We start from the raw sequence: 13385 nt of genomic DNA, 5'->3' as shown, positions 1-13385 counted from the left end.
GTTCATACATGACATAAAAAGCGAGATACAATGAATGAACGTTCATTCATCGCCTCATTCTAGAAAAGTTGTATAAATAGTCAAATATTACTGCGCGCAAAAAGTCGACAAAATTGGCTATGCCCGTTGGGTTGGCGTGGCCAAAAATGTATTCTTTTTAATCGGTTGAGCCAAAAAGTAGGCGAACGAACTTTTTTTAAGGAAAATGCTGGACAAGGCGATCCCCGATTCGTACTATTCCCACCCGTTCCAATGACGAGCGCCCGTAGCTCAGCTGGATAGAGCGCTGCCCTCCGGAGGCAGAGGCCACAGGTTCGAATCCTGTCGGGCGCACCATATTGTGGTTCGCAGTGACAATTCACTACGGGAAGCAAATTGGACAGCAGTGGTGGCTGTAGCTCAGTTGGTAGAGTCCAGGATTGTGATTCCTGTTGTCGTGGGTTCGAGCCCCATCAGCCACCCCACTTCACTCAGTGTAAAAGAGTAATATGTGCGAAGGTGGCGGAATTGGTAGACGCGCTAGCTTCAGGTGTTAGTGCCTTCGGGTGTGAGGGTTCGAGTCCCTCCTTTCGCACCACTATTTAACTGTTCGGTTCAGGCCGGATGGTAACAAGTTTCTCGGTGATTAGCGCAGTCTGGTAGCGCATCTGGTTTGGGACCAGAGGGTCAGAGGTTCGAATCCTCTATCACCGACCAACCAATAAAAGCCTCGATAGCAATATCGAGGCTTTTTTCTTTTACTGCTCGTTACTCAAGCCCCTTCATCCTGTTCCTTCCCTATTCGCGGTTGGCTTTGCTCTCCGGCATCTGCTCCAGGTTAATCGTTGTAAAGAACTCTCCCAGTTTGGAAAAATGGCTTGCTCCCCGCATTGCGCTTACATACCATCATTTGATGGTTTTTTGTCCGGCTCTGTTACCTATTAGGGTCTGTCACCATGCTTTCGGGGGTAGTTCATGTCTCAATCGCAGCTGTTGACGGCAGAAGAGTTGGCCATGTTACTGGAAGGCGATGCTGACCCGTCGCCGCCCAGTCTCCGTGCCGAGGGTGGGCTGGCGGCCGCTCAGCCACAATATATGGAGCTGGTCTCTCGTCTGGCTCTGCAGGATCTCCTGCCCTTGCTGGGGCAGGCCGATCATCTGGTGCTCCATGCCGAATATAAGCAACGTCGGTTCGCTTTCTCCCTCTCCTTTATCGAAGATAGTGCCGGTAACCTGTTACCCAGATTGAATCCGCCTATTATCCAGGAGTTGGGTGAGGAGCCGCCGCGGGAGTGGCGCATGCCACACCCCCAGGATGCGCGGCTTTTTGATGGGAGTGGTGAGCCTTTGCCTTGGCAGATCAGCAATCTTTCGGCTTCCGGTCTGTTGCTGGATGGTGTTGAAGAGATGCCGGAGCCGGGTACGCCTTTTCAGGCATTATTGCGCTGTGAGGGGGATTGGAAAATCCGGCTGCGCGGCCAGGTGATCCGTAAGTTTGCTCATGCCGATGGTAGCCAGACCTGTGCCATTCAGCTACGACTCAAACGCCAGGCCCAGCAGCGACTGCAACACTACCTCTACCATAAACACTGCGAACAGACCGAATTAGCCCCTCACGGCAGGTGATGGCGTGGGCCCATCAGACTCTGGGCAACTCAGCCTCGCCGGGCTCTATGCCAAAGCGCTTCATCTCCCCCAGGATCAGCGGTGTCATGCGCTCAACGCAGGCCACGCCCTCCGCAATCGCCTCACTGGCGCGATGAAAATCCATGATGGCCAGCTCTCCCAGATGGGGGGTGAGACATAGCTCTGGCGGATCGCCCGCCATTCGTGCCCGGGTGATGCGCTCCTGCATTATGCTGATGCTGCCGTTCATCACACTCCACATTCCGGGCGTTCCCTTGCCGCCATTGCTGCGCTTGGCTAACCATTGCAGCAGGGGATGCTTGGCGGTGATCTCATCGTCACTGCGATCGACCCAGGATTGCCGGGTGTCGGCATTGAGATTGACGGCTATCACCAGATCGGCGCCCATGGCCCGAGCCAAGGAGACGGGAACCGGGTTGACCACGGCGCCATCGATGAGCCAGCGCTCATGATGCCGAACCGGCACAAACATACCAGGAATGGAGCAGGAGGCACGTACCGCACTCATCAGTTCGCCCTCCAGCAACCAGTGCTCGCGGCCACTCTCCAGCTCGGTGGCCACGCAGGCGAAGGGGAGTTTCAGCTCAGCAAAGGTGAGTTCGCCCACTCGCTCCTCGGCTACGCCAAACACCTTGTCACCCCGAAACAGGCCGCCGGAGAAGGCGGGATCCAGTAGACCCATCACCTGTAGCGGGGTAAAACCGCGTACCCAGCTCTCCAGTGAGTCCAGCTCGCCTGCCGCGTAAGCGGCCCCGACCAGGGCGCCTATGCTGCAGCCAGCGATCAGATCTGGCTGAACGCCCAGGCTAGCCAGGGCGCGTAGTACACCTATGTGTGCCCACCCGCGCGCCGCCCCACTGCCCAGGGCCAGGCCTATCTTAGGTTTTCGGTTCATCTCTTCTCCCGTTGCACCATGGGTATATGGTCATGCTGAGTTAGCGATTTGTCGCGGCTCCGCTTGCCACTTTACGGCATGATATGCGGGGAACCCAGTATGAGGAGAGATGATGAATAAATGGTTGATGGTCGCCGGTTTTTTCGGGTTTTCTGGGGTGGGATTGGGCGCCTTTGCCGCCCACAGCCTGAAAAACCTGCTGACACCGGAGCAGTTGGCGGTATTCCAGACCGGCGTTCAGTATCAGCTCTGGCATGCCCTGGCGTTGCTGATAGTCGCGCTGTGGCTCAGCCGCGACGCTTCGCGCTGGCTGCGTTCGGCTGCCTGGTGCTTCGCCCTGGGTACGCCGCTCTTCAGTGGCTCTCTCTATCTGCTGACGCTGGCTGGTTGGCGGGTGGGGCTCGTCACTCCGCTGGGCGGGCTCTTTCTGATGGCCGGTTGGAGTTGCCTTATGGTACAGGGGGGGCGCCATAAGGTAACAAAGCACCTGGGGTGAACTAGGGATAGCTCATGGTAAAGGTCGCGGTGGCATTGGCTTGGCCTGCGGTCACCGCCACGTTGTTCTTAATATAGCGAGCTTCCATGGGTAAGGTCAGGCTACCGCTGGTGTAGTTGCTGGTCCAGGTATTGTCCTGATTGAGTGGCATAACCACGCTGGTATCCCGGCGGCGCAGCTGTATGCCCACCCCGGTGGCGCCTCCGGTCGTTGCCAGTACGCCATTGGTGGCGGCGCTGGTGTAGTTCGGGTCGGCAGTGCCGGTAATGGTGATATGCACCGAACTGGCCGAGCAGCCGGTGAGATTGATATCAAAAGCGGTCGGGGTGCTGGCATCCCCCACATTGACGAATTGATTGGCTTTTTGGGTACCCAACGAGACGGCGATATTAGTGGTAGTGATGGTACAGGGTTGGGTGACGTTTAGGGTTATGACTCCCGAGGTGCGGGCACGCAGCACGGCCTCGGCGCTACTGTTGCCCCCTAGGCGAACCTCACCCAGAGTGGTGCCACTGGGAATAGTATAGCTTCCGGGAGTCAGGGCTCCAATCACAAAAAATCTGAGTTTCAGGTTGGCCGAGTTAGAGTTGTAGTAGCTAGGGTTATACAAAGGTCCATATCTGGAGCCACTGTAGGCATCGCAATAGTTGCTGCTGCCAACCACGCATAACTTCTCGTTGGTGGCATTATTCGAGGTCAGTGAATACCCAATACCCGGAATCGCCAAACCAGTGAGATTGAAGGTCGGGGGCGAGGCAGGGTTGGCGGCTACGGCTTGGGTGCCAACCAAGTTGATATAGCCAGCGCCGGACGTGGTATCGCAATTAGAGCTCCAGACTTGACTGGTGTTGCTGGCACCTACATCCCACTGCCTGATCATGGTATCAATAGCGGCGGTCGTGGAGATAGTTCCAGTCTGTGCCGGGTAGGCAAAGACAACTGGCGGCGCCGAGCCCGAGACGGAAGAGAAGCACAGGCTCCAGCCTGGATGGCTAATAAAGCAAAAAGCCATTCCCACCCACCTGAGATACCACAGCTTCCTTCTCCTCTCTGGTTTCATGGTGCTTTCCTCTTGAACTCGTTGAGACTGGATAGTTCGTTACTGCCACATACCACACTCTGTGCCATTTGTTGCAGCGGCTCATCTATATTGCCGGTTATTTGGTAAGGCAGCAGGCACTCCTGCTGGCCCCAACGCACTATCAGATACCCCTTGGCGGACTCCACCTTGGCATAGAGCTGCCCCCCCTGCCCCACTATGCCTAGCGGCTCTCCCCAGACGCTGAGAATATCGGCGCCAAAGGGCAGGGGTTCACCATTGGCCAGTTTACCATTGACCAGTAGCGAATAGCCGCGGCGAGTAGCAAAAGTGACCTTCATCGCCGCCCCAGCATCCGGGATGACAATTTGCGATGAATTGACCAACTCTACCGAGCTGGCCATATCCCCTGGCTCCAGCGCTATCTGGTTGGCACTGTAGGGGGTCAGGTAGGGGGCGATGGCATAGCCATTCGCATCCACTTGTACCTGGGCACTGCTGAGTTTAGCCCCCGTGGCGTGAGGGGCTTCAATAATGGCAAAGGTTTCCCCCACATCACGAGCCGGGAGTATACCGCCGGAAAAGGCGACCAAGGCGCCACGCACGCCAAAACCATATTGGCGAGTATGCAGATTATCGTAGCTGCTATTGGCACTCAGGTAGAGTTTGTCGGCACTGTAGCCGCCATTGATGGCCACCGAGTGTTGGTCCGGACCTGTGTTATTGCTGCGCTGGTTGGCATAGAGGTAGTAATTGGAGCGATTCTCTTTATCCAGCGTGCCTGACAACGAGGCCTGGATGCCATCACCTAGCACAGGATCATGGCTCAACTGTAACTGCAGGTAGTCTGGTAGGCTCTTGCTTCCCAGAGGTAAACTCAAGCTCAGGTTGTAGAGGGTACTGGTGCCTTGCTGGCTATCCCAGCTCTTCTGCAATGAAAGCTGATAGCTGACATCCCCCAGTCGACTGCCATACCCCACTTGACCATTATCGGTATGCCCCGAGCGTTGCCAGTAGTAGTTTCGCCCCCAGGCGAGGTAGACGTCACCACGCTCTGTGCCCAGCGGCTGACTGATATTCACATCCAGTCGCTGTTTGCTATGCCCGTACTCATATTGGGTGGTGGGGCCGCTCAGGTCGAGCCGTTGAATGGCTTCATTCAAGCTGTAATAGTCTTGATTGGAGTAGCGATAGCTGGCCAGGGTCAGGTTGGTATCTGTGGCCCTTAACAGGCGAGAGTAGGTGACTCGATAGCTCTCCCCCTGCTGTAACTGCGTGAAGGGGTCTTCCAGGCGGGAGTGGGTCACATCGAAGGAGATGGCGCCCAGTGTGGTGTTGAACCCCAGCCCCACTAGGGCGGCCCCATAATCCGGGATCAGGGTGGCGCCGGTATAACCCGTGAGCAGATTATTGAAGCCATGCTGCAGTGTGAGCTGTCCAAACGGGCTATCCGGTTCGAACTGCTGTTGATTGCGTAGCCAGCCCAACGTGGTGTCGTAGAAGGTGACATCTTCGCGCACCATGCGTGGCACCGAGGCATAGGGAACGGTAAATTGCTGCAGGCTGCCATCGGCCTCATGCACTGTGATTTTCAGATCGCCCCCGTAACCGGCAGGGTAAAAATCATCGATGGCAAACGGGCCGGGGGCGACCGTCGTCTCATACACCACTATGTTGTTTTGCTCTATGCTGATGCGGGCCTGGGTGCGGGCTATGCCACGAACTACAGGTGCGAAACTGCGTTGGAATTCGGGAAGCATTTGTGGCTCTGTGATCATGTTGGCACCCAGATAGCTTACCGAATCAAAAAAATCCCCATGGCTCCAGTTTTGCCCCAGTGTGAGGCGAGAACGCCATGTGGGTAGGCTGCGCTGTAGATAGCTGCTGTTATTCTCCCAGCCACTATTTTGTAGACTAGAGCTATGATGAAAACGCCACGCACCCAGACTGGCGGCCAGCTGTAGACCCAGATATTGGCTATCATAGTGACCATGTGGCGTGTCACTGTTATAGCTATTCATATCGTAGTTAAGGGTGGCCACCGCTTCGCCTTGCTGCCATTGGCTGGGGTCAATGTCATTTTGCCGACTCGAGAGCAACAGGCTCTGAGGAATGGAAAGATAGAGGGCCAGCTTGCCGGGAACATAGCGCCAAGTCATGGCCGGGCTCAGGGCCTGGGAGGGAACGCAGGTGGCAGGGTTGCGCAGTTGGCTAGAGAGCTCATGACTAATGGCCTTGGGCTTGACCTTGGCCAACTGTAACAGTTCCGGATCTAGGCAGAGGGTGACGTCTGCACCGCTCGACGCTTGATCCATGCGAATGGTGTGGCGCCCCAGTAACTGATCATTGAGATAGATATCGCTGTCATAGCTGCCCGCAAACAGCGCCTGGCCCTTATTGAAGTGGCTGATATCGGCGGCATGGGGGCTGGGCGCCAGCAAGGAGGGATCAAACTCCACTTCTTCAGCTGCCTTGGCATCAAACGCCAGCAATAACAGCAAGCAACCCATCCCACTTCTTGATGGCTTGGCTGGCGGCCACATACTTACTTCTCGACCTGGGCTCTATGCTGCTTCTGGGCCCCATAATCATCCACTATGCTGAACGCCACCTCGGTAGGCGCCGAGATTGACTTGGTCAGCGACAGCTCTTCCCGACCAAATGGCGACACCATCTTGCCCTCTTGGCTCTGTCCACCGAGGGTGAGCTTGGTGACAGTGACATGGTATGGGCCTGGATTCTGCACTTGCAGGGTTTTGCCGCCATCAATGAGCCGCCACATCAGTCTTTCAGCCGCTTCGGCGGGATCGGCCTTCAAGCCACTGGGTCGATAAAACAGCTTGAAGCGGGAGCGAATGGAAAACTGCAGGTAGTTCTTGATCTCGCCTCGAGGCTTGGGTGGAATATCCAGCATATTGAGCCAGAATACAGATTCCCGATCCTGAGGTAGCGCCTGGTTATGGGTAAAGGTGATACGTAGCGTCTGCTGCTGACCTGGGTCGAGGCGAAACATGGGCGGCAACAAGACAAATGGCACCTGGATCTTTTCCGGTGAAGCATTAGCATCGCCACTGTCGATCCAGGTCTGGACTAAAGCCGGCTGTTTACCCGGATTGTCAATGGTGACCGTAACCTCACGAGCCTCACCCGGATAAATAATCCGGGTGGTATTGATGACGACATTGGCTTGTAAAGCAAAAGATGCACAACCCAACAGCGCACTCAGCAGAAGTGGAACTTTATAGTTCATGTACCCTACCTATAATTTAACAGGGTGAACCACCTCAAGGGTATATAAGATCGAACGGTAAGACTGCAGCAACGCTACCGGCGCTGACAACAGCCGCACCCGGAGCATAATATTCGGCATAAAGGGTAAACGATGCATTCCCTCCGGTCGGTGTCAGCGGCAGGGAGTTGGTATTATTAACAAGGTTGATCTCAGCTTGTGCGCTATTCAGTAATCGTATCTGGACGTGAGTGGTATCTGTCGTTTCTTTCAAGTTGTGCGTGGTCTGGTCAATATTGGTCCCATTACGGAAACCAATTTTTACCGTCCCATCGCCTCCTGTTATGGTGCAACCAGAAAGCGTGATGGTAAATTGAGTTCTACCCGCTGTGCTCCCCGTTGTTTGCAGTCTGGAGGTTGGGATCCCCTTCATCTCCACGGTGTCAATAGCACCAACGGTACATGAACTGGAAGTCAATGTACCTGAAAATGAGATAGTTCCAGTATCGGCTGCGCCGAATGCAGTACCCATCATCAGTACAAAAAGCAAGGCGGCTCCGCTTAGCCGATTCATCATAGTATTCATAGTTCTATCCTCAGATGTTTTGTTAATCCGTGCCCTGAGGTGGTTGGAATGCCTTTGGCTTCCTAACTCTAATTATCATTAGCTATCAGTTTTGTATCTAAAACGTTAATGCTTACTTACGGCTAAATGCTAAGAAATTGACCGACTGGATACAGTGATATGCATTAGGTTTTTAGCGGTGGCGTCAAAGAGAACCTTAATAGTGTGATCAATATACATATTCTCTGACCTGACGTCGATCGGACGCTAGCTAGCTGAAAGCAAACGACTTTTAGAGTCATCGCTCAATTTTAGACTGTGGGGAGCGGCGGGTTAGCCTGGCGATCAGTGGTAGACGAGTGTCAGGTAAGCCAGATGAACCCGGCCATTGGGGTGGGCGGCCGAAGGGTATTGCGCGACTAGGTTGATCTGCTGGTTGTTGGAGCCCGCTATGACACTCTCTTGTTGCAGTGGATGCGGTTGGTTGGCATGGGCGGTATGCACTGGGTGGCGTTGTTGGTCGAGCAGCACCAGCTCAAGAGGTGAACGGCGTGCCTGGGTAACAGCTTGGATTGTGGATAGCGGCTCGATATACACATCCACTGCCGGTTGCTTAGCAAGAGTGTTGCCGCAATTACTAAGGCGCAGTTGAAATGTCACCAAGTGGGAGTCCTGGTTTACATCATCCCTTGAGTTGGATAGCGGTATGGCTAGGCGGGGATGATGGCGAGTATTTAGCTGGCAACTTGCTTCGGTAAGCATCCCCTGGATCAGGAGCTGGCCCGAGGCGGCGCAAAGCGGTGCTAAACAGCTGGAGAGCCATAGGGCATAGAATGTGACTAGATAACCCAGGATCCGGCTCATGGTGCTCACTCGTTCAGAGAATGGGACACGGCTAAACGAAGTATAGTATCAAACCTAGATCACGTTTTGAGCCTCTACTCTAAATAAATAGCGATAACGCTCCAATGTTCGTCACTTAAGCATATTAACTCCGTTCACCCTGAGCTTGCGGCAGGGTGAATAACTAATAATATCAATTTATTAATCAGTTAATGGTCCGGCGGGCTCTTCACGAACGGGTTTAGCCAGCACCATTATTGAGTCTTAACTGACAGGCATTGGCACTAATGTTCCATCTTTAGTTGGGGTGTGGTCTTGCGTGTTCCGTGTAGCGGTTGGAACGGCGGGCTATTGGTAAGCCACCACAAACTGAACGAGGGCATTGGCCTGCCCCGGTGTGACCTGGCTGCGTGTTTGTAGGTAACGCACGGCAAACGGCAGGGTCAGGTTTGAGGCCGGAGCGCTGCGCCATACCTCTTGTCGGCTGTTAAGCGGCTGTGGCAGCAGGGCGCTATTGAGCAGCTGTACGCCTATCCCCGTGGCATTCTGCGCACTGGCTTGTAGCTGAATAACCCCTTGTTGGGCGGCGTTGGCATAGTCTGGGTCGGCGCTGGCATTGAATTGCATGAGCACGGCATAGACGTTGCTGCAGCTTTGCAGATGGATGTTGAAGTTGCGGCTGGCACTGCTACTACCGATCCCGGTGAATTGCTGGGCCTGCTGAGTGCCAAGGGGCACTGTGATGTTTTTTGAGTCGGTACTGACGGTACAGGTGGGGCCCACTATGTTGACACACAGGCCGTTGGTCAGCCGCGCCTCCACCACGGTCAAGTTATCGAAACGCACATTGCCCAACAGGGAACCGGCGGGCAGACAGTACTGGCCCGTGGTCATGTTGCCAGTCTTCCAGAAGTCGACCCGGATCTTGGATGTGGCATCGAAGTAGTAGTCTCCGCTTGGTGCTTTCACCTCACCATAGGGGCGAAAGTAGTTGGGGGCGTTGTAGAGGGCGGTATCACTCAAGCTGTAGCCAATGCCGGGTATCGTCGAGATGTTATAGATAGGCCCTTTTTCCGAGCTGCCGATGGCTGGAGCCGTGGCCCCCACCAGATTGCTGTAACCCGCACTCTCACTGCCGCTGCAGTTGCTCTTCCAGGAGGGGGTGCCATCCATGCCGCCGATATCCCCCAGCCGTTGCCCCACAGCGGTGTTGATGCTATTGACCGTCAGCGAGGAGTTGGGGGCGCTGTAGCGTGCCGGGCCAACCAGTCCATCTTTCCAACTACAGTTGGCTAGGGTGGCAGGGTTCCAGCTCAGGGCCAGGAGGAGCGCGTAGCAGAGGGATGCCAGAGGGCGAGTGAGCGTCATGATTACTCCTGATGGTCGGCAGGCAGGGGGAGACAGGTTTGGGGCTCGGCTATCAGGCTCAAACCTGCGGCGTCGGCGGGTAACTGGTAAGTAAGCAGGCACTGCTGATGGGTTTCGCCCCCCCAGCGCACATGCAGCTGGCCGCGCAGTTGGCTGACGCGGGCATAGAGCTGGCCTCCTTGGCCAACCGTTCCCACCTCTTGCCCCTGAGCATCCAACACTTGGGCACCGAACGGCGCGGGCTGTTGGTTGGCTAAATGGGTGTCCAGTAGCAGGCCGTAGCCTACCTTGGTGACGAACTGCACCGGCACGGCGGCCCCCGCATCCGGCACCACCCACTGGCTGGTGGTCGAGAGTTCCACCGTGTCCAGGGTGCCTTGTGGATCGAGTTCGATGTGATTGCGGCTGAAGGGGGTCAGATTGGGGGCGATGGCATAGCCCTCGTCGTTGATCGTTACCCCGGACCAGCCGGTCACCTTGGCTCCCGCCGCCTGAGGTGCTTCTATGATGGCAAAGGTATCGCCCAGCTCAGGCACGGCCAGCCAACCGCCCGTATGGGCGACTATGGCCCCACGCACCCCTACTGAGTATTGCCGTTGTTGCTGGCTATCCTGACTCAGGCTGCCGTTGTAGTAGGCGTGGGGTGAGCGATAGCTGCCGTTGACGCCTAAGCCGCTGACGTTTTCACCCTGTTGCGGGGCTTGATGGCTGGCGGTGAGGCCATAGCTGTACTGACTCTCTTCTCCGAAGGCGCCCGCCAGACTGCTTTGCAGTTGGCTGCCGTTGGCCGGATCATGAGTCAATTGCATAGTCACACTACCATTGAGGCCGCGGCTGCCCAGGGGCAGCGAGAGGGTGAGACCATAGAGCCTGTTGCGCTGACCTGTGCTCGTTTGGCTCTGCTGGGCCGAGAGCTGATAGCCGAGGTTGCCCAGCATGTCGCTGTAACCCAGTTGCAGGCTGGTCTCCTCGGGCTGTGCTTGCCAATACCAGCTACGGCTGCCGATCAGGTAGAGGCTACCTGAGCCCAGCGCCTGGTTGATACTGAGATCCAGCCGCTGCCGTTCATGTAGCTGGCGGGTGAGATCCTGGTTCTGACCATACAACCGGGAGATGGCCTCCTGCAGACCGTAATACTCCTCATTGCTGGTGCGCGATGCGGTCAGCGACAGGTGGGTATCTGTGGTGCTCAATTGGCGTGAGAAGTTGGCCCGGTATTTTTCTCCCTGGCTGGAGCTATCTCGCTCGCTCAGGTTGGCGTGGGTCAGATCCAGGGAAAAGGCTCCCAGCGAGGTGTTGATGGCGCTGCCCACCAGCAGGGCTGAATACTCTTCCAGCAGCGAGAGGCCGCTGTAACCGGTCAGCAGGTTGCTGACGCCTTGTTGCAGGGTAAATTGGCCCAACAGGGGGCGCTGGCCCTGCAAGGCGTCATCGCGCACCTCACCGAAGGTGGCATTGTAGAAGGTGGTGCCGGCTCGCACCATGCCAGGCACGGCGGCATAGGGCACACGAAACGCCTGGCGGCTGCCATCGGCCTCCTGGATGGTGACCTGCAGATCGCCGCCATAGCCGGTCGGGTAGAGGTCATCTATGACAAATGAGCCCGGTGGCACAGTGGTCTCGTATAGCAGGTAGCCATTCTGCTCTATGGTGACCTTGGCATGAGTGCGGGCTATGCCGCGGACTGTGGGGGCAAATCCCCGTTGCGACTCGGGCAACATGCGCGGATCACTGCCCAGGTTGATGCCCTGATAGCTGACGGCATCGAAGAACTCCCCCGAACTCCAGCTCTGACCCAGGGTCAGCCGTGAGCGCCAATCGGGCAGACTGCGCTGGGCATAGGTGGCAATATTGCTCCACGCCTCCTCTTGGTCGCCTTGTTGCAGACTCGACTGGTGGCGCAGACGCCAATTCCCCAGATTGGCGCCACCGTTGAGCCCCAGATAGCGGCTGGTGTAGCTCTGCCCTGCATAGTCGCTATGGTAGTCATTCAAGTCATATCCCAGGCTGACCATGGGCTCGCCCCAGCTCCACTGCTCAGGGGGGGGCCCGGCCCGGTCGGTGCGCAGTTGCAGGCTCTGGGGAATGTCCAGATGCAGGGCCAGCTCAGCGATGGCGTAGTGCCAGCTGAGCTCCGGAGAGATCTGCTCTGGGGTGACGCACTCTGCCGGGTCTTGCAGTCGTTGGTTCAAGGCTGGAGTCAGCTGCTCGGTGTTGAAATACCCCTGGTTCAGCAAGGCCATGTCCAGGCAGAGCTGGGGTTCCGCTTGGTCTGTCACCTGGTCTAGCCGCACCATCAGGCGCCCGCTCAGGTTCTGATTAATATAGATATCGCTGAGGTAACTCCCCGCGTAGAGCGGATTGCCCTTGTTGAATTGGCTGACATCTATGGCCTCCAGGTTGGGGTTAAGAAAGCCCGCATTGAAGGTCACCTCCTCGGCGGCTTCGCAGCTCATAGTCAACGCGATCAGCGTCACCAGCAGAGGGGAAGGGCGTGGCGCGCGCTTCAGCATGGCGATTACTTATTCAGGGTGATCTGGTGCGACTGTTGGGCGCCATAATCATTGATGAGGCTGAAGTTCAGGGTCTGGGGCAGTGGAACCCGTAACTTGGCGGGTAGGGGTAGCCTCAGGTTGGCGAACGGGGCCACCATATCCCCTGATAGTTCATACCCGGCCAAGCGGACTGAGCTCAAGGTCACATGGTAGGGCGTCGGATTGTGAACCGTGAGCGCCGGTTCGCTGCTGGATTCCAGGTGCCATTGCAACTGCCCGGCGACCTTGGCCGGATCGGCCTTGAGACCCGCAGGGCGGAAGAAAAATTTCAGGCGGGAACGGACGGCAAACTGCAGGTAGTTTTCGTTGTTCTTGGCATCGGGTTGCGGTGGGATCTCCAAGAGATTGAACCAGTAGAGGCTCTCCCTGTCCTGCGGCAGGGGGCTGCCGTTGTACATGATGCGCAATGTCTGACCGCTCTTGGCTTCGACCCGAGAGACAGGGGGAAGAATGATGAAGGGGGCCTTCTCCTGCTCGGGTTGCGAGAGTGTATTGCCTCTATCGATCCAGGATTGCACCAACGCCGGGCTGTCACCGGTATTGTTTAGTTGCAGGGTGATCTCTCGTTTGTCAGCCGGGTAAATGATGCGCGTACCGCTGATGACAATCCCTGCCTGGGCGACGAGGGGCAGTAACAGTAGGATCAAAGGCCAGAGGTATCGGCGAACATTCCGGGACATGAGCGGCTACCTTGTTAAGTCGGCGGATTCGGTACCAGAACGGCATAGCCGGGAGGGCTCCCGACTATGCCGTTCTGGTTTACCGCTCA

11 protein-coding genes and 4 tRNA genes are annotated in these 13385 nt (G+C 56.4%); 6 read left to right on the top strand and 9 right to left on the bottom strand.

Annotated elements, in window-relative coordinates; all coding sequences use genetic code 11:
* Positions 1-259 precede the first annotated feature (259 nt).
* The 5 genes from ACZYTD_RS07025 to ACZYTD_RS07005 all read left to right on the top strand — a co-directional run bounded on the left by ACZYTD_RS07025 (position 260) and on the right by ACZYTD_RS07005 (position 1605).
* A tRNA-Arg gene (locus tag ACZYTD_RS07025) sits at positions 260-336 on the top strand.
* A gap of 52 nt (positions 337-388) precedes the next feature.
* Positions 389-464: transfer RNA gene (locus tag ACZYTD_RS07020), tRNA-His, on the top strand.
* Between the two features lie 28 nt (positions 465-492).
* Positions 493-577 (top strand) — tRNA-Leu (locus ACZYTD_RS07015).
* A 42-nt stretch (positions 578-619) separates the two neighbouring features.
* Positions 620-696: transfer RNA gene (locus tag ACZYTD_RS07010), tRNA-Pro, on the top strand.
* A gap of 258 nt (positions 697-954) precedes the next feature.
* Complete coding sequence (locus ACZYTD_RS07005; protein ID WP_463890634.1) at positions 955-1605, top strand: PilZ domain-containing protein; 651 nt, start codon at positions 955-957, stop codon at positions 1603-1605.
* Between the two features lie 13 nt (positions 1606-1618).
* Here ACZYTD_RS07005 and rssA read toward each other — a convergent pair whose 3' ends face one another.
* A complete protein-coding gene (gene rssA / locus ACZYTD_RS07000; RefSeq protein ID WP_463890632.1) occupies positions 1619-2521 on the bottom strand; it encodes a patatin-like phospholipase RssA in 903 nt (300 codons plus the stop codon).
* Between the two features lie 112 nt (positions 2522-2633).
* Here rssA and ACZYTD_RS06995 point away from each other — a divergent pair, with 112 nt between their 5' ends.
* Entirely contained in the window at positions 2634-3017 is a 384-nt protein-coding gene (locus tag ACZYTD_RS06995; RefSeq protein WP_463890630.1) for a DUF423 domain-containing protein, read from the top strand.
* A gap of 1 nt (position 3018) precedes the next feature.
* Here ACZYTD_RS06995 and ACZYTD_RS06990 read toward each other — a convergent pair whose 3' ends face one another.
* The 8 genes from ACZYTD_RS06990 to ACZYTD_RS06955 form a co-directional block, all read right to left on the bottom strand.
* Positions 3019-4029, bottom strand: coding sequence for a fimbrial protein (locus ACZYTD_RS06990; RefSeq protein WP_463890628.1), 1011 nt, complete (start codon positions 4027-4029; stop codon positions 3019-3021).
* Between the two features lie 44 nt (positions 4030-4073).
* Entirely contained in the window at positions 4074-6566 is a 2493-nt protein-coding gene (locus tag ACZYTD_RS06985; protein ID WP_463890626.1) for a fimbria/pilus outer membrane usher protein, read from the bottom strand.
* A 35-nt stretch (positions 6567-6601) separates the two neighbouring features.
* Positions 6602-7306 (bottom strand): fimbrial biogenesis chaperone, encoded by a 705-nt coding sequence (locus tag ACZYTD_RS06980; protein ID WP_463890624.1) that lies wholly within the window; start codon positions 7304-7306, stop codon positions 6602-6604.
* Positions 7307-7340: 34 nt separating this feature from the next.
* Positions 7341-7871: a fimbrial protein gene (locus ACZYTD_RS06975; RefSeq protein ID WP_463890622.1), complete on the bottom strand. Its 531-nt coding sequence runs from the start codon at positions 7869-7871 to the stop codon at positions 7341-7343.
* 324 nt (positions 7872-8195) lie between these two features.
* Entirely contained in the window at positions 8196-8714 is a 519-nt protein-coding gene (locus tag ACZYTD_RS06970) for a hypothetical protein (protein ID WP_463890620.1), read from the bottom strand.
* 327 nt (positions 8715-9041) lie between these two features.
* Positions 9042-10061, bottom strand: coding sequence for a fimbrial protein (locus ACZYTD_RS06965; protein ID WP_463890618.1), 1020 nt, complete (start codon positions 10059-10061; stop codon positions 9042-9044).
* 2 nt (positions 10062-10063) lie between these two features.
* Positions 10064-12574, bottom strand: a complete 2511-nt coding sequence (locus ACZYTD_RS06960; protein WP_463890616.1) for a fimbria/pilus outer membrane usher protein — start codon at positions 12572-12574, stop codon at positions 10064-10066.
* Positions 12575-12579: 5 nt separating this feature from the next.
* Entirely contained in the window at positions 12580-13296 is a 717-nt protein-coding gene (locus ACZYTD_RS06955) for a fimbrial biogenesis chaperone (RefSeq protein WP_463890614.1), read from the bottom strand.
* Positions 13297-13385: the final 89 nt, after the last annotated feature.

The sequence above is a fragment of the Pseudaeromonas sp. HNCC25DJ180 genome (genome assembly GCF_055413345.1).
Note: the sequence above shows the minus strand (reverse complement) of the source record. Positions and strands in the feature narration are given on the sequence as shown.

What these genes read in the sequence shown, in the direction of transcription:
- ACZYTD_RS06980 (WP_463890624.1), bottom strand. Translation starts at nt 7,306, where the DNA reads ATGAACTATAAAGTTCCACTTCTGCTGAGTGCGCTGTTGGGTTGTGCA.
- ACZYTD_RS06960 (WP_463890616.1), bottom strand. Translation starts at nt 12,574, where the DNA reads ATGCTGAAGCGCGCGCCACGCCCTTCCCCTCTGCTGGTGACGCTGATC.
- ACZYTD_RS06975 (WP_463890622.1), bottom strand. Translation starts at nt 7,871, where the DNA reads ATGAATACTATGATGAATCGGCTAAGCGGAGCCGCCTTGCTTTTTGTA.
- ACZYTD_RS06995 (WP_463890630.1), top strand. Translation starts at nt 2,634, where the DNA reads ATGAATAAATGGTTGATGGTCGCCGGTTTTTTCGGGTTTTCTGGGGTG.
- ACZYTD_RS06970 (WP_463890620.1), bottom strand. Translation starts at nt 8,714, where the DNA reads ATGAGCCGGATCCTGGGTTATCTAGTCACATTCTATGCCCTATGGCTC.
- rssA (WP_463890632.1), bottom strand. Translation starts at nt 2,521, where the DNA reads ATGAACCGAAAACCTAAGATAGGCCTGGCCCTGGGCAGTGGGGCGGCG.
- ACZYTD_RS06990 (WP_463890628.1), bottom strand. Translation starts at nt 4,029, where the DNA reads ATGGCTTTTTGCTTTATTAGCCATCCAGGCTGGAGCCTGTGCTTCTCT.
- ACZYTD_RS06985 (WP_463890626.1), bottom strand. Translation starts at nt 6,566, where the DNA reads ATGGGTTGCTTGCTGTTATTGCTGGCGTTTGATGCCAAGGCAGCTGAA.
- ACZYTD_RS06955 (WP_463890614.1), bottom strand. Translation starts at nt 13,296, where the DNA reads ATGTCCCGGAATGTTCGCCGATACCTCTGGCCTTTGATCCTACTGTTA.
- ACZYTD_RS07005 (WP_463890634.1), top strand. Translation starts at nt 955, where the DNA reads ATGTCTCAATCGCAGCTGTTGACGGCAGAAGAGTTGGCCATGTTACTG.
- ACZYTD_RS06965 (WP_463890618.1), bottom strand. Translation starts at nt 10,061, where the DNA reads ATGACGCTCACTCGCCCTCTGGCATCCCTCTGCTACGCGCTCCTCCTG.